16 protein-coding genes and 2 pseudogenes are annotated in these 21,056 nt (G+C 70.2%); 16 read left to right on the top strand and 2 right to left on the bottom strand.

What is annotated here, in order from left to right; genetic code table 11:
* Positions 1 to 181: 181 nt before the first annotated feature.
* The 5 genes and pseudogenes from AB0395_RS23600 to AB0395_RS23580 all read left to right on the top strand — a co-directional run.
* The gene (locus tag AB0395_RS23600) at positions 182 to 1,699 is read left to right on the top strand and encodes an FAD-dependent oxidoreductase (protein WP_366283723.1); all 1,518 of its coding nucleotides are present in this window, start codon (positions 182 to 184) and stop codon (positions 1,697 to 1,699) included.
* 58 nt (positions 1,700 to 1,757) lie between these two features.
* Positions 1,758 to 3,098, top strand: a complete 1,341-nt coding sequence (locus AB0395_RS23595) for an amidohydrolase family protein (RefSeq protein ID WP_366283721.1) — start codon at positions 1,758 to 1,760, stop codon at positions 3,096 to 3,098.
* Between the two features lie 113 nt (positions 3,099 to 3,211).
* On the top strand, positions 3,212 to 4,138 hold the full coding sequence (locus AB0395_RS23590) for an alpha/beta hydrolase (protein WP_366283719.1): 927 nt from the start codon (positions 3,212 to 3,214) through the stop codon (positions 4,136 to 4,138).
* A gap of 71 nt (positions 4,139 to 4,209) precedes the next feature.
* Complete coding sequence (locus tag AB0395_RS23585; protein WP_366283716.1) at positions 4,210 to 5,406, top strand: substrate-binding domain-containing protein; 1,197 nt, start codon at positions 4,210 to 4,212, stop codon at positions 5,404 to 5,406.
* Positions 5,403 to 6,713: pseudogene (locus tag AB0395_RS23580) on the top strand (sugar ABC transporter ATP-binding protein); the annotation flags it as partial. The gene AB0395_RS23585 and the pseudogene AB0395_RS23580, both read left to right, overlap by 4 nt.
* Here the strand turns inward: AB0395_RS23580 and AB0395_RS23575 are convergent.
* Positions 6,698 to 6,754 (bottom strand): annotated as a pseudogene (locus AB0395_RS23575) (hypothetical protein); the annotation flags it as partial. The pseudogenes AB0395_RS23580 and AB0395_RS23575 sit on opposite strands and share 16 nt — an antisense overlap.
* A gap of 192 nt (positions 6,755 to 6,946) precedes the next feature.
* On the opposite strand from AB0395_RS23575, the gene AB0395_RS23570 reads away from it, so the two are divergent.
* From AB0395_RS23570 to AB0395_RS23555, 4 genes are all read left to right on the top strand, one after another.
* Entirely contained in the window at positions 6,947 to 7,978 is a 1,032-nt protein-coding gene (locus AB0395_RS23570; RefSeq protein ID WP_366283713.1) for an ABC transporter permease, read from the top strand.
* Positions 7,979 to 8,012: 34 nt separating this feature from the next.
* Positions 8,013 to 9,521 (top strand): CoA-acylating methylmalonate-semialdehyde dehydrogenase, encoded by a 1,509-nt coding sequence (locus tag AB0395_RS23565; RefSeq protein ID WP_366283710.1) that lies wholly within the window; start codon positions 8,013 to 8,015, stop codon positions 9,519 to 9,521.
* A 76-nt stretch (positions 9,522 to 9,597) separates the two neighbouring features.
* A complete protein-coding gene (locus tag AB0395_RS23560; protein WP_366283707.1) occupies positions 9,598 to 10,656 on the top strand; it encodes a maleylacetate reductase in 1,059 nt (352 codons plus the stop codon).
* 87 nt (positions 10,657 to 10,743) lie between these two features.
* Complete coding sequence (locus AB0395_RS23555; RefSeq protein ID WP_366283704.1) at positions 10,744 to 11,688, top strand: dioxygenase; 945 nt, start codon at positions 10,744 to 10,746, stop codon at positions 11,686 to 11,688.
* A gap of 92 nt (positions 11,689 to 11,780) precedes the next feature.
* On the opposite strand, the gene AB0395_RS23550 is transcribed toward AB0395_RS23555, so the two are convergent.
* Complete coding sequence (locus tag AB0395_RS23550; RefSeq protein ID WP_366283701.1) at positions 11,781 to 12,611, bottom strand: IclR family transcriptional regulator; 831 nt, start codon at positions 12,609 to 12,611, stop codon at positions 11,781 to 11,783.
* A 277-nt stretch (positions 12,612 to 12,888) separates the two neighbouring features.
* On the opposite strand from AB0395_RS23550, the gene AB0395_RS23545 reads away from it, so the two are divergent.
* From AB0395_RS23545 to AB0395_RS23515, 7 genes are all read left to right on the top strand, one after another.
* The gene (locus AB0395_RS23545) at positions 12,889 to 14,124 is read left to right on the top strand and encodes an FAD-dependent monooxygenase (RefSeq protein ID WP_366283698.1); all 1,236 of its coding nucleotides are present in this window, start codon (positions 12,889 to 12,891) and stop codon (positions 14,122 to 14,124) included.
* A complete protein-coding gene (locus AB0395_RS23540; RefSeq protein ID WP_366283695.1) occupies positions 14,121 to 15,482 on the top strand; it encodes an ABC transporter substrate-binding protein in 1,362 nt (453 codons plus the stop codon). The genes AB0395_RS23545 and AB0395_RS23540 overlap by 4 nt, the downstream gene beginning before the upstream one ends.
* 46 nt (positions 15,483 to 15,528) lie before the next feature.
* Positions 15,529 to 17,535: an ABC transporter permease gene (locus AB0395_RS23535; RefSeq protein ID WP_366283693.1), complete on the top strand. Its 2,007-nt coding sequence runs from the start codon at positions 15,529 to 15,531 to the stop codon at positions 17,533 to 17,535.
* On the top strand, positions 17,535 to 18,317 hold the full coding sequence (locus AB0395_RS23530) for an ABC transporter ATP-binding protein (RefSeq protein ID WP_366283690.1): 783 nt from the start codon (positions 17,535 to 17,537) through the stop codon (positions 18,315 to 18,317). The genes AB0395_RS23535 and AB0395_RS23530 overlap by 1 nt, the downstream gene beginning before the upstream one ends.
* On the top strand, positions 18,314 to 19,090 hold the full coding sequence (locus AB0395_RS23525) for an ABC transporter ATP-binding protein (protein WP_366283688.1): 777 nt from the start codon (positions 18,314 to 18,316) through the stop codon (positions 19,088 to 19,090). The genes AB0395_RS23530 and AB0395_RS23525 overlap by 4 nt, the downstream gene beginning before the upstream one ends.
* The gene (locus AB0395_RS23520) at positions 19,077 to 19,706 is read left to right on the top strand and encodes a hypothetical protein (protein WP_366283686.1); all 630 of its coding nucleotides are present in this window, start codon (positions 19,077 to 19,079) and stop codon (positions 19,704 to 19,706) included. Before AB0395_RS23525 ends, AB0395_RS23520 begins: the two co-directional genes overlap by 14 nt.
* 118 nt (positions 19,707 to 19,824) lie before the next feature.
* Entirely contained in the window at positions 19,825 to 20,841 is a 1,017-nt protein-coding gene (locus AB0395_RS23515) for an amidohydrolase family protein (RefSeq protein ID WP_366283685.1), read from the top strand.
* Positions 20,842 to 21,056: the final 215 nt, after the last annotated feature.

The raw sequence follows: 21,056 nt of genomic DNA, 5'->3' as shown, positions 1-21,056 counted from the left end.
AAGGCGATCATCCGTACAACGGACAAGTGTACGCGCATGCGCACCCCCGTGGTGTACAGCTGTTTTACCGGGTATTCACAGCATTGACGCGAGATAGAAGCCAACCTATGCTCAACCGCACGCCGGTGAGCGGACAATTGTCCGTAGGACGGACACATTGGCAGGGAGCGAGGCAAGAGAGATGCGAAGAACTGACGCGGACGTCATCGTCATCGGTGGGGGTCCCTCCGGTGCGACCGTCGCGGCCGAGGCCGCCCGGGTCGGGGCACGTGTGATCGTCCTGGAGAAGCGGAAGGGCGACAGCCCGTCGAGGGCCGGTGTCATCCAGCCGCGCGTGCTCGAACTCCTCGACGCCCGAGGGCTCATGGGCCGCTTCCGCGAGGCCGCGAAGGACTGGCGGCCCGACTTCGAGGTTCCTCGCTACATCTATGCCGGGCTGGTCGGCCTGCGCTACGACCTGCTGGACAGCACGTACCCGTACGCGCTGATCCTGCCGCAGACCACCACCGAGCACCTGCTGCGCGACTGGGCCGCCGAGGCCGGTGCCGAGGTGCGGCGAGGGGTGACCTACGTCGAGCACACCGAGGAGGCGGACGGCGTCACCGTGACCGCGCTCGACGCCGACGGGGCGACCATTCACCTCAGCGCCCGGTTCCTGGTCGGCGCGGACGGTGCCCGCAGCGAGGTGCGGGCCTGTGCCGGTGTCCCGTTCGAGGGGCGAGAGGCGGAGATGACCGCGGTGTCGATCGACGCCGACCTGACGTTCCCATGGGCCGCGTCGATGCAGATGCGGCGCAACGAGAACGGCTGGGTCCTGGCCTATCCGTTCGGCCAGCGGACCACCCGCTTCATCATCGTCGCCGAGGCGCGTCGCACCGTACCGCGCGGTGAGCCGGTGACACTCGACGAGGTGCGCGAGAGCCTGCGCGCGATCTTCGGCGAGGACTTCGGCATCACCAGCGCCAAGTGGGTCTCACGGTACGGCGACACCCACAAGATGACGCCGTACCTCCACCGGGGCCGGGTCTCGCTCGTCGGCGAATCCACCCGGGTGCACTACCCGGCCAGCGGCATCGGCATGAACTACTGCATCCAGGACGCCTTCAACCTCGGCTGGAAACTCGGCCTGGTCGCGACCGGCGACGCACCCGAGGCGCTGCTCCAGACCTACGACGACGAGCGGCATCCGGTGCTCCAGGACCTCATGGACGACGTCGCGACCCAGTGCAAGCTGCACTTCGACTTCACCCCGGGCGGTCTCAAGCTCAAGGAGTTCGTCGAGACGGAGCTCATCCCCATCCCGGAGGTGAACACGATCCTGCGCGACCGGCTGAGCGGGTTCAAGACCACCTACCACCGGGAGAGCGACCCGCACCCGGCGGACGGCACCCGCGTCGGCGAGCTCCACCTTGGGGACCGCCGCTACACCGAGATCGCCGCCCAGAGCGCGTTCGTGCTGGTCGAGCGCGCGGACCAGGCGCCCGCCACTCGCAAGACGCCCTCCCGAGTCACCCGCGTCGTGGTCGACGACCCCGGTTTCACCCGCGAACTGGCCGGTGCGTCCGTGGTCCTCATCCGGCCCGACGCGTACGTCGCGCGGGCCTGGACGGCCAGTCCGTCCGACTCTGAGCTCGAGGCGGCGTACGCCCAGGCGATCGGCAATGGTGCCCGCGCCGAGTTGACCCTCGCGGGCCACTAACAGCACTGCCAGCACTAACAGCACTACCAGCACTGACAGAGCACGGAAGGTGCATCGGATGAGCAAAGCCACCACCGCCCTGCTGATCACGGGTGGCTGGGTCGTCTCCGGCGACCCCGTGATCGGGACCGTGAAGGACACCGACGTCCTGGTGCGGAACGGAACGATCGCCGAGGTGGGCCAGGGGATCGTGGCGCCCGGCGCCGAGGTGCTCGACGCGTCCGGGATGCTCGTGCTGCCCGGACTCGTCGACGCCCACAAGCACACCTGGCAGTCCGCCGTACGCCACCGGTGCACCGGCATGGACCTGATGACCTACTTCGGGGAGATGTTCGGCAGACTCGGCTCGCGGTACCGGCCTGACGACGTCTACGTCGGCAACCTGCTCGGGGCGCTCGCCGCCCTCGACGCGGGCACGACGACGCTCATGGACTGGTCGCACGTGCAGAACTCTCCCGAACACGGCGACGCCGCGATTCTGGGCCTGCGGGAGGCGGGCGTGCGGGCGGTGTTCGGCCACGGCTGGCCGCTGGTCGACCTGCCCGAGTGGATCATGGGAAGCAGCCGCGACCACACCGACGACCTGCGCCGGATCCGCAACGACCTGCTCTTCGACGACGACGCCCTCGTCACACTGGCACTGGCCGGACGCGGGCCGGAGCTGTCGACGATGGAGGTGACCCGCAACGACCTCGCGATGGCCCGCGAGCTCGGCATCCGCACGTCCATCCACATGGGCTGCGGCAAGGACTTCGGCGCGATGGCCGCGATCGCCCAGATGAACGGCGCGGGCCTGCTCGGCCCCGACCTGACATTCGTGCACTGCAGCGAGAACAGCGACGACGAACTGCGGATGATGGCCGATCACGGCGTCGGCGCCGCGGTCGCCCCACAGCACGAGCAGGGCTTTCCTGGCATCGGGCACACCCCGATCGACCGGCTGCGCGGCCTTGGCGTCACGACCGGGCTCAGCAGCGACACCGAGGCGTTCGGCGCCTCGGATCTGTTCACCCAGATGAAAACGGCGCTGGCCGCAACCCGGAGCCGGGTGAACACCGTGGAGTCGCGCTTCGAGGACCCGCCGAGCGCCTTCTCCGCCGCTGATGTGTTCCACCTGGCCACCCAGGGCGCCGCCGAGGTGCTCGGGCTCGGCGATCGAGTGGGGAGCCTGTCGCCCGGCAAGGCCGCCGACATCGTGCTGATCCGGGCGACCGACCTCAACCTCTACCCGGTGACCGACCCGGTGGCCGCGGTGGTGAACGCGGCACACCCGGGCAACGTCGACACGGTCGTCGTCGCCGGGGTCGTCCGCAAGCGAGGCGGCGCCCTGGTCGGTGTCGACCAGGATCGGCTGCGCGACCTCGCCGAGGAGTCCAACCGGCGCATCCTCTCGACCTGAGCCCCGCCCGTTCAGCCCCGCCCCTTCAGCCTCGACCCGAGCACGCACCCGGGCCGTGAGACCTCGCGCGCCCGCAGACCAGAACAGACCCAACGAGGAAGATGAGGAACCCCATGACCCTCGACAGTGGATTCGCCGACCTTCTCGGCATGCTCCGCTCCGTCGGAGCGCCGGGATCGTTCGACGGTGAGCCTGACGAGATGCGAGCCCGGATGACCCAGGCCATCGAGGGCGGGTGGAACCCCGCGGCCTTCGCGCCGATCGCCTCGGAGGAGGACGTCACCGTCGGGCACCTGCGCCTGAAGGTGTTCCGGCCCGAGGCCGTCGGGCCGGTCCCGACGGTGCTGTACTTCCATCCCGGTGGCTTCGTCATGGGCAGCGCCCACCTCATGCAGGACGTCGCCCGCCGCCTGAGCCACGAGCTGTCCGCCGTCGTGGTCTCGGTCGACTACCGGCTCGCCCCGGAGAACCCGTTCCCGGCCGCCGTCGAAGACGCCTCGGCCGCGCTCGACTGGGTACGGGCCACCATCGATCGCCTTGGCGCCGACGCCGACCGGATCGGCCTGGCCGGGGAGAGCTCCGGCGCCAACCTGGCCACCGTCACCGCGCTACTCGCCGCCCGGAGCGGAAACCCGGTCCGCGCCCTGCTGCTCGCCTCGCCCGTCACGGACTTCACGGCGTCGTATCCCTCGACGACCGAGAACGCCACGGGGTACTTCCTCGAGGCCGAGGACCTGACCGTGATCAGCAAGCTCTACTTCCGCGGCGATCGTGAGACCGCGCAGGACGTGCGGGTGTCCCCGGCCCTCGCCGAGGACCTCGGCGACCTGCCCTCCACCGTGGTGGGGGTCGCCGGTTTCGACCCGCTGCGCGACGACGGCATCGTCTTCGCGGCCCGGCTGCTCCAGGCAGGCGTGCCCGCCACGCTCAGGATCTACGCCGAGCTCATCCACCCCTTCTTCGGAATGCCGGCCGTCTCGCCCGGCGCGGACCGGGCCGTCACCGAGCTCACCGCGCTGTTCGCGGCGGAACTCGGCTGACGACTCATCACACTCAGCCCGCGGCGCAGGGGGTGCCGCTTCGCTACCAGGACCGATCAGGAGGTACGACGTTGTTCAGCAAGACCTGGATGCGGAATCCACTCGCCCTGCTCTGTGTCGGAATGTTCGCCCTCGGTGCCTGCTCGTCCGGCATCACCCCATCCGGCACCACCTCGTCCGGCGCCGCTTCGTCCGACGCCGCTTCGGCAACGGACGCCGCGGGTGAGGGGAACAAGAATCTCGACAAACTCATCGACGAGCTCATCAAGGGCTCCTCCTACGGCACCCCGCCGACGGCCGCTCCCTCTGCGCCCCCGGGTAAGAAGGTGTGGATCGTGTCCTGCGGGCAGAGCGCGATCGGGTGCCAGACCGGCGCGGAGGCGGCCAAGGAGGCGGCCGAAACCGTCGGCTGGGAGGCCCAGATCTGCGACGGCAAGCTGAACGCGGGTGGCGCCTTCGCCCAGTGTGTCCGCCAGGGCGTCGCCGCCCACCAGGACGCGATCATCACCGAGGCCATCGACTGCTCGGACATCCAGCAGCCACTCCGGGAGGCCAAGGCCGCGGGCGTGCGCACCATCGACTTCTGGGGCTTCGACTGCGACACCGGAGCCGGCGCCGGTGGCGAGCGGCTGTTCACCGCCTCCGTCATACCGGCCGACGAGTACCCCACCAACGAGGAGTACCAGGAGGCCATCGGCCAGGCACGAGCCCAATGGATCATGGCGCGGTCGCGCGGCCGGGCGTCGATCATCGAGCTGGTCTTCCAGGGAACGAACATCGGTTCGGCGCTGCACCAGGGATTCAGCAAGGGCGTCGCCGCGTGCTCCGGATGCAAGGTCTACCCCGTGGACGTGACGCTCAGCACGTTCGGCAACGTGCGCCAGATCATCGAATCGGCCCTGCTCAGGCACCCCGACGCCACCTGGGTCTCGATCCCGCTCGACTCGCTCGTCCTGGCCGGAGGCGCACAGGCGGTCGCCGGCTCGCCGCGCCACGCCGAGCTCCAGCTGATCGGCGGAGAGGGACTGCCGCCCAACCTGAACCTCATTCGCGGTGACCAGGGGCAGAACGCCGCGGTCGGCCAGCCCATCGACTGGTACGGCTGGGCCGCCGTGGACACCCTGATCAGGGTCTTCGCCGGGCAGGACCCGATACCCGCGGGCCTGGGTTTCCAGACCATCGACCGGCGCGCCAACCTGCCGCAGACGGGTGCCTACGTGGCGCCGATGGACTTCCGCGCGGCGTACAAAAAGGCGTGGGGGCGATGAACGCCGGGGCTCCCGGCCCGGATGACGTCGTCCTCCACGTCGAGGACGTACGGAAGTCCTACGGCGCGGTCTCGGTGCTCAAGGGTGTCTCCCTGACCCTGCGCCCCGGGCGGATACACGCCCTCGCCGGAGGCAACGGGTCGGGCAAGTCCACCCTGATCAAGGTGCTGGCCGGCATCGAGCACGCGGACGCGGGCACCCTGCGCGGGCAGGGGCGCCCAGAAACCGACCTCGCCGGTTTCACCGCGGCGGCGGCCGACCGGGCCGGGCTGCGTTTCGTGCACCAGGACCTGGGCCTGGTCCTCGACATGACCGTGGCGGAGAACTTCGCGCTCTCCCGCGGGTTTCCGACCCGGCTCGGGTCCGTTTCGTGGTCGCGGTTGTATCGTTCCACGGCCGCCAAGCTGGAGCGCTTCGACCTCTCGGTCCACCCGGGGGCGAAGGTGGCGAGTCTGCGTCCCGCGGACCGCACCATGGTGGCGATCGCCCGCGCGCTCGCCGACGACGAGCCGGGCCAGGTCCTCGTGCTCGACGAGCCGACCGCCAGCCTGCCGCACCACGAGGTGGACGTCCTCCTTGAGGCGCTCGCCCGCGGAGCCGCCGCCGGGCAGGCGATCCTCTACGTCAGCCATCGGCTGGCCGAGGTGCTGTCGCTGGCGCACTGGGTGACGGTCCTGCGGGACGGGGTGGTCGCCGAGAGCCGGTCCACCGCGGACCTCGACCAGCTCCGGCTGGCCGAGCTCATCGCGGGCCGGTCGGTTGAGGCCCTCTACCCGGCGCGCGCCGCCGCGCCCTCGCAGGACAGGTCATCGGCGCGGCCGACGGTCCAGGTCAGGGGGCTCTGCGCGGGCCCCCTGCGCGAGGTCAGCCTGGAGGCGCACGCCGGAGAGATCGTGGGCGTTGCCGGACTGCTCGGCTCCGGACGCTCGACGCTGCTCCGCAGCCTGTTCGGCGCCGTTTCACCGCGATCCGGCTCGATCCTGATCGAGGGACGGCCGCTGCCCGCCTCCGTGCGGGCCGCCATGCGGGCAGGGGTGGCCCTGGTCCCCGAGGACCGTCACGGTGACGCGTTGTTCGGTGACTTCTCCATCGTGCGGAACACCACGATCGCCACCCTCAGGCGACATGCGCGATGGTCGTGGCTGCGCTCGTCCAGTGAGCGGGCCGCGACCCAGAGCGCGATCGACGACTTCAAGATCAAGATTTCGGCCCCGGGTCAGGCGATCACCCGGCTGTCGGGAGGCAACCAGCAGAAGGTCGTGGTCGCCCGCTGGCTCCAGCGAGCGCCCCGGGTGCTCCTGCTCGACGAGCCCACCCAGGGCGTCGACGTGATGGCCAGAGCCGACATCTACCAACGGCTTCGGACCGTGGCCGCCCACGGCACCGCCGTACTGGTCGCCTCCTCCGATGTCGAGGAACTGGCCCACCTCTGCGACCGCGTCGTGGTGCTGCGGGCCGGACGCGTGACCGCGCACCTACGCGGCGCCGAGGTCGCCATCCCCGCCATCGTCAAGCACTCCTATGCCGACCAGGAGGCATCATGAGCGCCACCACGCTGCCGGGAGCGGCGTCCGCGGAGAAGAAGACGACCGCGAAGTCCCACGTGCTACGGAGTCTGGGTGAGCGGTACGGCCTGGTCCTGCTGCTCGGCGCGGTGTACGTGTTCTTCAGCGTCCTGCCCGCGAGCGCCCCGGCCTTCCCCACGATGGCGAACCTCCAGGCGGTCCTGGGCAACATCGCCGTGGTCTCCGTGCTGGGGATCGCGGCGATCTTCCCGCTGGTCGGCGGGCACTTCGACTTCTCCGTCGCGGCGACCTCACTCGTGTCCTCGATCACCTGCGCGGCGCTGCTGTCCGACCACCACGCCCCGCTCGCGGTCGGCGTGGCCGGTGGCCTGCTGGCCGGGCTCGCCGTCGGCCTCGTCAACGCGACCCTCGTGGCGGCGCTCCGGCTCAACGCGTTCATCGTCACGATCGGCACCGCCACGCTTCTTCCCGGAATCGTGCAGTGGTACACGGGCGGTGTGGGCATCACCCGCGACATCGCGCAGCCGCTGCGTGATCTCGGGTCGGGGACCTGGCTCGGTCTGCCCCAGGTGATCTGGCCGGTGGCGGTCGTCATCGCCACCTGCTGGTTCGTGCTCGGCCAGACCGCCGTCGGCCGCCGTCTCCATGCCGTGGGCAGCAACCCCGCCGCCGCCCGCCTTGTCGGCATCTCGGTCACCCGAGTCTCCTTTCTGGCCTTCGTGATCTCCGGGGGACTCGCCGGGATCGCCGGTGTCCTGCTCACCGCGCGCAACGGCGGAGGCCTGGTGAACAGCGGGGTCGACCTGCTCTTTCCCGCGCTGGCCGCCGTCTTCCTCGGCGGCACCGCGATAGACCCCGGCCGCTACAACGTGCTCGGCACCGTGGTCGGCGCGCTGTTCGTCGCGCTCTCGGTGAGCGGACTCACCCTGGCGGGCGCCGCGGACTGGGTGCCGAACGTGTTCAACGGCGTGGCCCTCGTCGTCGCCGTGGCGATCTCCACCCTGCTGGCCCGACGACGCGGACAGACCGGCGCGGAAGGCACGTGAGCGCGGGCCCGCCCGCACGATCAAGGAGGAACACATGGCTGTCATCGAGCACTGGATCGGCGGTAAGGCCGTCGCCGGGCGATCGGTGCGAACCGCCCCCGTCTACGACCCCGCCACCGGCCTGCAGCGACACGAGGTGCTCCTCGCGACACCCGAGGACGCGGCCGCCGCGGTTGACGCCGCCAGGGCGGCCTACGACGGATGGAGCCAGACGTCGCTGATGCGACGCACCCGGGTGCTGTTCGCCTTCCGGGAGCTGGTCAACCGCAGTGCGGGAAAGCTCGCCGAGCTGATCACCGCCGAGCACGGCAAGGTGCTGTCCGACGCGCTCGGGGAGGTGCACCGCGGCCTGGAAGTGGTCGAGTTCGCCTGTGGCATCCCGACCCTGCTCAAGGGCGACTACTCCGACCAGGTCTCGACAGGGGTGGACACCTGGTCGTTCCGCGAGCCGATCGGCGTGTCCGTCGGAATCACGCCCTTCAACTTTCCGGCGATGGTCCCGATGTGGATGTTCCCGGTCGCCATCGCCTGCGGCAACACGTTCGTTCTCAAGCCGAGTGAGCGTGACCCGTCGGCGTCGATGCTGCTGGCCCGGCTGTGGCAGGAGGCCGGGTTGCCGGACGGCGTCTTCAACGTCCTGCACGGGGACAAGATCGCCGTCGACGCCCTCATCGACTCACCGGAGGTGGCCGCGGTCTCCTTCGTCGGCTCAACACCCATCGCCCGCTACGTCCATGAACGCGCCTCGGCGACGGGCAAGCGGGTCCAGGCGCTCGGCGGGGCAAAGAACCACGCCGTCGTCCTGCCTGACGCCGACGTCGACTTCGCGGCGGACCATCTCGTCGCCGCCGCCTTCGGTTCCGCGGGGGAACGCTGTATGGCCATCTCCGCGGCGGTCGCGGTCGGATCGGGGGCCGACAAGGTGGTCGACGCGGTCGCCCGGCGAGCACGTGCGGTGCGGGTCGGGCCCGGCACGGACCCGGACAGCGAGATGGGACCGGTGATCACCCGTCAGGCGCGGGAGCGGATCGCCGGATTGATCGACACCGGCGCCGAACAGGGCGGACGGATCGTGGTCGACGGTCGCGGGTACGTCGTGCCCGGACACGAGCAGGGCTTCTTCCTCGGTCCCACACTGATCGACCAGGTACGGCGGGACATGGACGTCTACCGGGAGGAGATCTTCGGCCCCGTGCTGAGCGTCGTGCGCGCCGACGACGTCGACGAGGCGATCGCGATGATCAACTCGAACCCGTACGGCAACGGCACGGCCATCTTCACCTCCAGCGGCGAGGCGGCGCGCCGGTTCCAGCGCGGCGTCCACGTGGGGATGATCGGCGTCAACGTCCCGGTGCCGGTCCCGATGGCGTTCTACTCCTTCGGCGGATGGAAGGAGTCGCTGTTCGGGGACAAGCACGTGCACGGTCCCGAGGGCGTCGGCTTCTACACCCGCGCCAAGGTCGTCACGACCCGGTGGCCCCGGCCGCAGAGCGCTCTCCACGGGAACTCCGGGGCCAGCTTCGACTTTCCGAACAACGCATGAGCGAAAGAACCACGCGGCCGCGTCGTTCCAACGGCCGGATCCCGGCATCCGGCGCACGCCGTACTGGAGAAGCCAAATGACGGACAGCTTTGTCTACGAGGCCCTGCCGATGCGGGTCGTGTTCGGTGCGGGGAGCATGGCCCGGCTTCCCGACGAGGCCGAACGGATCGGGGCGCGCCGAATACTGGTCCTGTCCACCCCGCCGCAGGGGGGGCTGGCTCAGCAGGTGGCCACGCTGCTCGGTGAGCGCGCCGTCGGCGTGTTCGACGGGGCGCGGATGCACGTGCCGGTCGAGACCGTCGCCGCCGTGGAGGCGGTCGCGGCCGACCTGGCCGTCGACGGCTGTGTCGCCGCGGGAGGCGGGTCGACGATCGGCCTCGGCAAGGCGCTCGCGCTCCGGCGGGGGCTGCCCGTGCTGGCACTGCCCACGACCTACGCGGGCTCGGAGATGACGCCGATCTGGGGACTCACCGAGAACGCCCGTAAGCGGACCGGACGCGCCCCCGTCGTCCTGCCGCGAAGCGTGGTCTACGACCCGGACCTGACCATGACGCTTCCGGCCGCCGTCTCGGTGACCAGCGGGCTCAACGCGATCGCGCACGCCGTCGAAGCCCTGTATGCCCCGGACGGCTCTCCGGTGGTCGCGGCGATGGCGGAGCAGGGCGTCCGGGATCTCGCGACCGCCCTGCCGCTCATCGCCGGCGACCCTCGCGATCGGGCGGGACGAGCGGCGGCGCTGCGCGGGGCGTGGCTGTGCGGGGCCTGTCTCGGCGCGACCACGATGGGCCTGCACCACAAGCTGTGCCATGTTCTCGGTGGCATGCTGGACCTCCCGCACGCCGAGACCCACGCCGTCATGCTCCCTCATGTCGCCGCGTACAACCTGCAGGCGGTTCCCGCCGCGGCCGCCGCCCTGCGCCGGTCCCTGGGCGTGAACGACGCGGCCGCCGGTCTCGCGGCCCTCACCGCGGGGTTCGACGTCCCCAGGAGTCTCAGAGACCTGGGGGTCGCCGAGAGCGATCTCGCCCGGGTTGCCGATGAGGTGCTGGCCAACCCGTACACCAACCCGCGACCGGTGAACCGGCCCGAACTGGCGGCGCTCCTGCACGCCGCCTGGGCGGGAGACGCGTCCTGACGTCCTCGTCGCACCCCGTGTGACGAGGGAACACCCCATCACTTCGAGAACATCGTCGACCCCGCGAGGAAACCCGGGAGGAACGCCGTGACCACGCCGTCAACCACCACCCACATCGGTGTCTCGGCCGAACAGGAGACCGCCGCCCACACCGGTGTCTCGGCCGAACAGGAGCGCCGCGAGACCGCCTTGACCGACAGGGTGCTGAGGTCGTTCGACGAGTGCCGGGACCCTCGGCTCAGGGAGGTGATGCGATCGTTGACGCGTCATCTCCACGGTTTCCTGCGCGAGACGCGGCTCACCGAGGAGGAGTGGGCCGCGGCGATCGCCTTCCTCACCGCGGCCGGTCACATCACCGACGCCAGGCGGCAGGAGTTCATCCTGCTCTCCGACGTTCTCGGGGCCTCGATGCAGACCATCGCGATCAACAACGAGGCCAGCGGCGACGCGACCGAGGCCACCGTCTTCGGACCTTTCTTCGTCGAGAACAGCCCGGAGGTGCCGATCGGCGGGGACATCGCTCTCGGGGCCGCCGGGGAGCCGTGCCGGGTCGACGGGACCGTCACCGACACGGCGGGCAGGCCCGTGCCCGGGGCCAGGATCGAAGTCTGGGAAGCCGATGAGCACGGCAGGTACGACGTGCAGTACGACGACGAGCGGACAGCCGCCCGGGCTCATCTGTTCACCGACGACGACGGGCGCTACTCGTTCTGGGGGATCACGCCGACGCCGTACCCGATCCCGCATGACGGCCCGGTCGGCCAGCTGCTCGCCGCGGTCGGCCGATCCCCGATGCGTGCCTCTCACCTGCATTTCATGGTCACCGCGGAGGGGTGTCGGCGGCTGGTGACGCACATCTTCGTCCGAGGGGACGAGCTGCTCGGCGAGGACAGCGTCTTCGGGGTCAAGGAGTCACTGGTCAAGGACTTCGAACGGCAGCCTGCCGGTACGCCGACGCCGGATGGCCGGTCCGTCGACGGCACCTGGTCCACGGCGCGCTTCGACATCGTGCTCGCGCCGGCCGAGGCGTGACGCCTGGCCCGGTTCCCGGGACCACCGTCAACCGGCAGCCGTCAACCGGGCACCCGGCACCGTCACCCGGCTCCGTCACCCGGCTCCGTGGCTCATCCGCCGCCCGCCCTGGCCGGTTCGCGGGTCGGCGGCCGTCCACAGGGGAGAGCGTCGTCGTCCCCGCCCGCCGGGCCCGGCATTGAGGTCAGGCCGCGGGAGATGCCCCGGCCGGCCATCACGACGGCCGGTACCAGCCGGTGGATCGCCGGATCGGGTCCCACCACGGAGAGCCCGGCGACCACGCGTCCCTTCGCATCGGTGATCGACGTCGCCACCGAATAGGCGCCCACGCTCATCTCCTCCCGTACGACGGCGACGCCCGTCCGCCGGCATTCGGCCAGCGCCACGCGCAGTCCGGCCTCGTCGGTGACCGTCGCCGCGGTGAAACGGGCCAGGCCGTCTCGGACCACCTCGGCGAACAGGTCCTCGTCCGCGTGCGCCAGAAGCACCTTGCCCACGGCGGAGGCGTGCAGCGGCAACCGCCCGCCCACCTGGGACACGACGGGTATCGCGTCGGCCGCGGAGATCCGTTCGACGACGAGAGCCTCGCCGCTGTCAAGGACGGCGAGCTGTACATGCTGCCGCGTGACGGCGTGGAGGTCTTCCATGAACGGCATCGCACGAACGCGCAGGGGCAGCCCGCGCGGGTTGAGCGTGCCAAGCTCCCACAGCCGCAGGCCGATCACGTACGCGCCGTGTGGGGTGCGTTCCAACGCCCCCCAGCCGACCAGCTCGCGAATCAGCCGATGCGCGGTGGCGTGGCGAAGGCCCGTGATCCGGCAGATCTGGGCGAGCGTCAACTCCGGCTGCGCAGGAGTGAACGCGCCCAGGACAGCGAATGCCCGGGACGTGACCGTGCGGCCACGTTCGGTGCTGTTGGCCATGTCGATCACCTACTCGCGATAGCAGTGGCATCGATGTCATTGTGCGGCTCGCCGAGTGGCTCGGACCAGGAAGGAGTCCGTTCAACGGACATCATGCTGCGGCGCGCCGCGCCCGCCGTGGATCGTAGGGGGCAGCCCGCAAAGCGAGTCTACGGTCTGGCCCCCGGCACACCCGCCGCCTCACCGATGGGACATTCGCGCTCGCGCCCCGGAACGCCCTTGCCGCTCACGTCGGCGGCGTCGCCGGTCTCACCCCCAGATCGACAGGAGTATGCGAATGGGCATCCGCGACAAGCCGACCCCGCCAGGCCCACGGGTGGCCGTGGTCGGCGGAGGGATCGGCGGCCTCGCCACCGCGGCCTTCCTCAACCGCGCCGGAATCGATGTGACCGTCTACGAGCAGGCCAAAAAGCTGGCCGAGGTGGGGGCGGGGCTTGTCGTCTCGCCCAATGCCGTACGGCTGCTGCGCCGCCTCGGCCAGTTCGAGCGCCTACGGGAACGCGCGGTCGCGCTGCGGATCGGCTGGGAGTTCCGGCGCTGGGCCGACGGACAGGTGCTGTTCTCCCAGCAACTCGGTGACGAATGCGAGCGCCGCTACGGTGAGCAATGCTATGTCACCCATCGTGCCGATCTCCTCGACGTGGTCCGGGCCGCAGTTCCCGAATCGGCGCTGCGGCTGAACAGCCGTGTCGTCGAGCTGGAGCGACTCACCCGAGGCGTCGAGATCACCTTCGCCGATGGATCACGAACGGTGGCCGACGTCGTCATCGGCGCCGACGGGGTGCACACCACCGTCGGACGGTTCGTCGGGCAGACCGGGTCGCCGCGCTTCTCGGGAATGTGCGCCTACCGCTGCCTGGTACCGGCGCACCGGGCTCCGGCATTCGCACTGCGTCCCGTTCAGACACTCTGGCTGGGGCCGGACCGCCACCTCGTGCACTACCCGATCTCCGCGGGCACACAGATCAACATCGTCGCCTTCGGACCGGCGCATGACTGGACGACCGAGTCCTGGTCGGCCGAGGGCCGGGTCGAGGACCTGCGAGCGGAGTTCGGTGGATGGGCGCCTGAGCTGACCTCGCTGCTCGCGGCGGCGGACCGTACCGGCCAGTGGGCACTCCTGGACCGTGATCCGCTGCCTCGCTGGACCAACGGCCCGATCGCGCTGGTCGGCGACGCGGCACACCCCATGTTCCCGTTCTACGCCCAAGGGGCCGCCCAGGCGCTCGAAGACGCCGCGGTGCTCGCTCACTGCCTCGTCGATCAGCCCGCGGACCCGTCGGCCGCTCTCGAACGCTACGAGAAGATCCGCCGACCACGAGCCACCCGGGTGCAGCAGGCGAGCCGAGGCAGGGCCGAGACCAACCACCTGCCCGACGGACCGGCGCAACAGGCCAGGGATGAGTCATTCGCAAAGGAGGACCCGTTGACGCACAACGGATGGATTTACGGTCATGACCCGGAAATCGGGCTCACCTCGAACGACCGCGACATGAAGGGCGTCAGCGAATGACCGACTACACACGTGGCAGCAGGCGTACCTGGCGCGCGATCGCAGCAGCAAGCACCGGAGTCCTCCTGGGACTCACCGGTTGCTCCAGCACGGGATCGAACGGACAGACGGGAGCGAGCGCGGCGCCTTCCGCGGCGGTCACGGCCGGATCGGGGTCAGAGGCGAGCGCGGCCGGACTACCGAGCCTGAGCGTCGCGCAGAGCACCCTGAGCACCTACGTCGGTGGCACGCCGGGGAGCGCGGACGCGAGCAAGCCGCCGGTTTACATCGGCTTCATCACCCAGCACGGCGGCATCCCAAGTTTCCCCGAGGCGCAGGTCGCGGCGGAGGCGGCCGTCACATTCGTGAACGACAAGCTGGGAGGCGTCCAGGGCCGCCCGCTCACGCTCGTCCCCTGCGTGGTCGTCTCCGCGCAGGAGGAGGCACTGAACTGCGCGCAGAAGATGGCCAACGACGAACGGATCCAGGTCGTCCAGCTCAGCCTGCTGACCGTCGGGACCGCGGCCGTTTACAGCACTCTGAACGGCCGAAAGGCGGTCGTCGGGCAGACGCCGGCCTCCCCGACGGACGTCGCCGCGCAGGGGGTGTACCAGCCCTGGCCCGGCTCGTACGGAATCCAGGGCGGTATCGCGAAGTACGTCGCCGACGTCCTCAAGGCCAAGCACGTCGCCGTGGTCTACGACGGCGACGACCCCGGCTCGGCCTTCGGCGCCAAGTCGGTCGCGGCCGCGTTCGGTCAGCTCGGAGTCTCGTTCAAACAGGTCGCCACCCAGACCGGCTCCGCCGACGTCGCCTCCGCGCTCGTCTCGGCGGGAGCACTCGACGCGGACGCGGTGGTGCGGATCTCGAACACGCCCAGCTGCGTCCCCACCGCGCGCGCCGTACAGCAGCTCGGCGTCAAGGCGCCGGTCATCGCACTCGACTTCTGCACCGACGACTCCGTGCGCCAGGCGAACGGCGGCGACCTGCCGAAGTGGACATACGTGGGACAGTCCCGCAACGTGCTGTCACCCCAGACGGACGAGCAGGCCGCGATCTACCGAAGCGTCATGAACGCCTACGCCCCGCAGGCGAAGGTCGGCGGGCTCGCGCCCTACGCCTGGGACTCGATCATCCTGGACGCGAAGATGCTCAACCAGCTGGGCGCCGCCCCCAAGCCCGCGGCCGTCTCCGACTGGTGGAAGGGGTTCCGCGGCCCGCTGTTCCTCGGGCCTGACCGCGTCACCTGCGGCTTCCTCGCCGACAAGGGCCTTCCGTCGCTCTGCTCGACCACCGTCTTCCTGACCGGCTATCAGGGCGGCGGCCGATGGGACCGCTCCATCGAAGTGAACGCCGAGAGCATCGGCATCACGAAATGACAGCGCGACGCGTTCCACCGGCCGACGCCGTCCCCGGGGTCCGCCGATGAGCACCGAACAGATCCTCGCCTTCATGATGCTCGGGCTCGGGTACGGCGCGCTCATCGCCGGGCTCGCCACCGGCATGGTGGTGACGTACCGCTCGTCGGGCGTCATCAACATCGCCGCGGGCGCCACCGCGGCCTATTCCGCCTATGTGTACTCCGAGCTGCGGACGACCGGGACTCTGGTGCTGCCGCCGTCGATCCAGCTGACGGCCGGCCACGAACCACTCGGCACCCTGCCCGCCCTGGCGATCGGTCTGGCGCTGGCGGCCGGTCTCGGCATGCTGCAGTACCTGCTGGTCTACCGGCCCCTGGCGAAGGCGGGTCCGCTCGCCAAGATCGTCGCGTCGTCGGGCGTCCTACTGACGGTGCAGGCGATGATCGTTCTTCGCTGGGGAGCCGATCCGGTCGCCGCCCCGGCGGTCCTGCCACAGGAACCGGTCGACCTGCTCGGTGTCTCGATTCCGGAGGACCGCCTGCTCCTGGCCGGTCTCGTGGTCGCGGTTACGGCTCTGCTCTGGACGCTCTACCGCTACACCCGGTTCGGAATCGCGACCCGGGCGGCCGCGGACAGCAGGAAGGGCTCGGTGCTCCTGGGACTGTCCACCGCTCGTCTTGAGTCCGCCAACTGGGTGATCGCGAGCGTGCTCGGAGGGCTGTTCGGCATGCTCGCGGCGCCCACGACGCAGCTGCAGCCGGTGACCTTCACGCTCCTGGTCGTCCCGGTGCTGACCGCCGCCCTGCTCGGTGGTTTCTCATCGTTCGGCGTCACCGTCGCCACGGCGTTCGGACTCGGGATGGTGAACTCGCTGATCGCCCTCTTCCAGGGACAGCCGTGGTTTCCCCAGGCCGACGGCGCCCCGCTGCCGGGCGTGACCGAGGTGGTGCCCTTCCTCGTGCTCGCCGTCGTGCTCTACCTCAGGGGACGGGCGTTGCCGGACAGGCTGACGGCGGTCACGCCCTCGATGCCCCGCGCGCCCCAGCCTCGGCACGTCGGGCCCGCCGCCGTCGCGGGCACCGTGGTCGTCGTCGTGGCGCTGGCAGGGCTTTCGTTCGACTGGCGCCAGGCGTTGATCAACACGATGCTCGGGGCCATGCTCTGCCTGTCGGTCGTCGTCACGACGGGCTTCGTGGGCCAGATCTCCTTCGCCCAGATGGCCGTGGCCGGGGCCGCCGGATACGTGACCGCCGCGATCGGCGGCGACGCGAACCTCCCGTTCCCGCTGCCGCCGCTCGCCGGCATCGCGGCGGCGGTGGCGACAAGCCTGCTGTTCTCGGTGCCGGCACGTCGGGTGCGCGGGCTCCAGCTGGCAGTGCTGACGCTGGCCGGCGGCGTGGCCGCCCAGCGGTTCTGGTTCGGCAACCCGCAGTGGGGCAGCGGACTGCGGCCCGCGAACGTCGCGCCGATCACGGTCTTCGGCATGGAGATCTCCCCGGCCCACTCGTTCTGGGGGTCGGAGTCGCCCAGCAGCGGATTCGGCCTCGTCGTCTTCTTCGTCCTTCTGGGGTGCGCGCTCCTCGTGGTCAAGGTCCGGCGATCGGCCCTCGGCGCACGAATGCTGGCCGTCCGCTCCAGCGAGGCCGCCGCCGCGGCGGCCGGCGTGAACGTGGGTGCCGTCAAGACCACCGCCTTCGCGATAGGCGGCCTTCTCGCGGGGGTCGCCGGTGTGCTGTACGGCTACAACTTCGCCGGTGTCAGCGCGGATCGCTTCGGACCGCTGACCTCCATCGCGTTCTTCGGCGTCGCCGTACTGGGAGGGGTCGGAACGGTCAGCGGCGCACTTGTCGGCGGCCTGCTGGTTTCGCAGGGTCTCCTGTTCCACGCCGTGACGACGTGGCTGGGGATAGGTCCGGACTACCAGCCCCTGTTCGCGGGACTCGCCGTGATCCTGACCGTGATCGGATCGCCGAACGGCGTCGCCGTGAGCATCGCCGACGGGGCACGCGCCCTGCGTGAGGCGCCCTGGAAACAGCGGCGACGTGGCGAAACAGCGATGGGAGAGTCGTGATGGCCGACCCGCTCCTTCGCGCGGAGGCGCTCTCCCTGCACTACGGCGGCGTGTGCGCGCTCAGAAAGGTCGACATCGAGATCATGCCGGCGGAACTGGTCGGAGTGATCGGCCCGAACGGCGCGGGAAAGAGCACACTGCTTGACGCGATCACCGGATTCGCCACGCTCACGAGTGGCGCCCTCACGTTCGACGGACGGGACATCCGGCATCGTCGGCCGTCGGAGCGGGCTCGCATGGGGGTGGCTCGGACCTGGCAGACACTGCAGCTCTTCGAGGACCTGACCGTCTCCGAGAACGTGCAGATGGCGGTTCCCCGCCGGTCAAAGGCCTTCGGCACCGTCCTGCCCCGTCGGGACGGCGAGCGGAAGGAGCCCGATGCTCTCGCACGCCTGGGGATGGACCGGCTGGCCGACCGGATGCCCGGCGAGCTGTCGCACGGACAGCGTGTTCTGGTCGGCATCGCCCGTGCGCTGGCCGGCGACCCGAAGCTGCTGCTGATGGACGAACCCGCGGCCGGGCTGGACGGGCGCGAACGCGACCTGCTGGGCGAGATCCTGCGTGATGTCGTCGCCTCGGGCACGTCGGTCGTCCTCGTCGATCACGACATGCCGCTCGTCCTGGGGATCTGTGACCGTGTGTACGTCCTCGACTTCGGTGCGGTCATCGCCGGTGGCGCCCCCGGGGAGGTACGGAACGACCCCCAGGTCATCGCGGCCTACCTGGGCACCGACGAGCAGGGAACGCTCGAAGAGAGCCTGTCGACCGAGGGGGCGCGGTGAGCCTGCTGGAAGTGGAGCGCCTGACAGCCGGATACGCGGCCGTACCCGTCGTGCGCGACGTCAGCCTCTCGGTGGAGCAGGGCGAACTGGTGGCCCTGCTCGGTGCCAACGGCGCGGGAAAGACCACGACGCTCCTCGCGATCTCCGGCCTGGTGAACACGTACTCGGGTGAGATCCGGCTGGCCGCCAGGTCGGTGGCCGGACTGGCGCCCGCGCAACGTGCACGGGCGGGCATACAGCACGTCCCCGAGGATCGGTCGCTGTTCCCGTCCCTGACGGTGGACGAGACCATCCGGCTCGCCAGTGGTGCGCGAAAGACACCGGAGTGGGTGCTGGAGTATTTCCCCGCATTGGGGGAACTCGGTGGCCGCAGGGTCGCCGCGCTCTCCGGCGGAGAACAGCAGATGCTCGCGCTCGCGCGGGCTCTGTGCCGCGACCCGAGCCTGCTGATCGTGGACGAGATGAGCCTGGGTCTCGCGCCGCTGATCGTCAACGCCTTCTTCCCGGTGCTTCGCCGCATCGCGGCCGAACGGGGATGCGGGGTCCTCATCGTCGAGCAACACGTCCACGTGGCGCTGCGGTGGGTCGACCGCGTCTACGTCATGGCCGGCGGGACGATGGCGGCCTCGGGGACCACGGACGAGATGCGGCCCAGGATCGACGAACTGGCCAGCGCCTACCTCGGGGAGCGGACGGCTCCCCCGCCCGTGCCGGTATCGGCAGGCACCCATGCGATTGACAGTGGAAAAGGAGACAACGATGAAGGTGTTTGACGTCCGTGACATCACCGAAGGTGTCGACGCCGCACTCGCGGTCGTCGAGAACCCGATGCATCGGCACATGCTGAAGAACTACCGCCGGCACGCGTTGCTGGAGGTTTCGGGCTTCTGGGAGGACATTCTCACGCCCATCATGATGGTGGACCACCCGATCTACCGGATCACCGAGCGGGGCAGGACCACGGTGTGCGACGGCATGGACGAGGTCCGCAGCTTCTACTCGCACATCGTCTCCGAGGGTGTCAACGTGTTCGGCGCCCTGGAGGAGCAGGTGGCCGTCTCGGACCACGGCATCTTCATCGAGGCCGTCTTCGCCCAGGTGGTCCGCGGCACGGACCCGGCGCTCGCCGGTGAGGACGTCGACCGCCAGGGCACCTACCAGGTTTCGCACAACTTCGCGGCGAGCTGGCCCTATCGCGACGGGCGGCTCGCGGGCGAGTACATCTACGACGACAGCGGCAGTTGGCGGGTGGACGAGGTGGACCCGTCAGCGCTGATCTCCCCGGCCGAGGCGCGGGCGCTGCTGGCGCCGAGCCTGGAGCGGAGCCCGCTCCGGGAGATCGAGGAGGGCCTCGCGCTGTTCACCGGCGGGCAGCCGCGGCGCGCGTAGTCCCGCGTCGAGAACTGAGAGACGGTGATCATCCGTTCGCGCCCGGTCGCTCTGCGGATCGCATCGAGGTGGAGCCGGTGGTCACCCTCACCCTCACCCTCACCCGAGAAGATCCGCATTGCGACCGACGACAGTACGGAAAGGCGAGGACGCCATGGTCACCGCGCTGCACCAGACGACTGCCCGCGCCGACGGATGTATCGACATCCACGCGCACTTCTCCCCGCCGAGCACGAAGGACGAGCGAGCCCGCGCATGGCAGGCCATGCTCGGCAGGGGGATCTACTTCCCTGAGCCCTACGAATGGTCCCTGGAGCGGACACTGGCCTACATGGACGCGTCGGGAACCGCCATGCAGCTGTTGAGCAACATCCCGAGCACGGTGCCCGCCGTTCGCGCCTCGAACGACTACGGCGCGAAACTCGTGGCGGACCATCCATCGAGGTTCGGTCTCCTGGCGGGACTGCCCACCGATGATCCGTCAGCCGCCCTGCAGGAGGCGAGGCGGGCACACGAGCACCTCGACGCCGACGGGTTCGCGGTCACGGCCGACTACAACGGTGTCCACCTGGGCGACGGCTCACTCGCGCCGTTGTGGGCGCAGCTCGACGACTGGGGAGCCGTCGTGTTCGTCCACCCGGACGCGCGTCGCCCCCCTGTCCTGGATCACCCGGCGCCGCTGTACGAGGTGGCCTTCGAGACCGCCAGGACCGTCTTCGACATGCTGTTCCGCAAGACGTTCACGCGATACCCGAACATCACCTTCGTCATCGCTCACTGCGGGGGCGCCTTCCCCGCGCTGACCGGACGGCTGCGCCTCCTCGGCGGCGAGGCATGGGTGCCACAGGGCATAACGGCGGACGAAATCGACGAGCAGGTCTCGACGCTCTATGTCGACACGGCGGCGACCGCCGCCGTGCAGTCGCTGCTTCCCGCGATGGCCACCGTCGGCGCCGACCACATCGTCTACGGCAGCGACTGGGGTGCCCCGTGCACGACCGAGGCGTCCGCCGACGCGAACCTTCGCGATCTCACGGAGTGCGGCGCCCTGTCCATCGAGGAAGCCGAAGGCGTCAAGCGACGCGCGGCAGACCTCTTCCCGAGCGCCGCAGGACGACTGACCCGCGGCGCCTAGTGGGCGTTTGATCAAGGATTCCGTCCGCTTCGGTGTTCGGCCGTCTCGCCAGGTGAGGGGGTTCGCCGGTAGGACGGCAGGTCATGAGGTGGATCACGGCTTCGGGGCAGGCGGGCACGGCCTCGTGGTCGCGGGTCAGGCAGCGGTGGGGGGGGGGGGGGGGGCGCGGGGGCCCCCCCCCCCCCGCAGTAGAGAAAGAAAAAGGGAGGAAAGAA

The organism is Streptosporangium sp. NPDC051023 (genome assembly GCF_040689595.1).
GTDB lineage: Bacteria > Actinomycetota > Actinomycetes > Streptosporangiales > Streptosporangiaceae > Streptosporangium.
The sequence above is the reverse complement of the archived record's forward strand: the minus strand, read 5'-3'. Positions and strand labels throughout refer to the sequence as shown.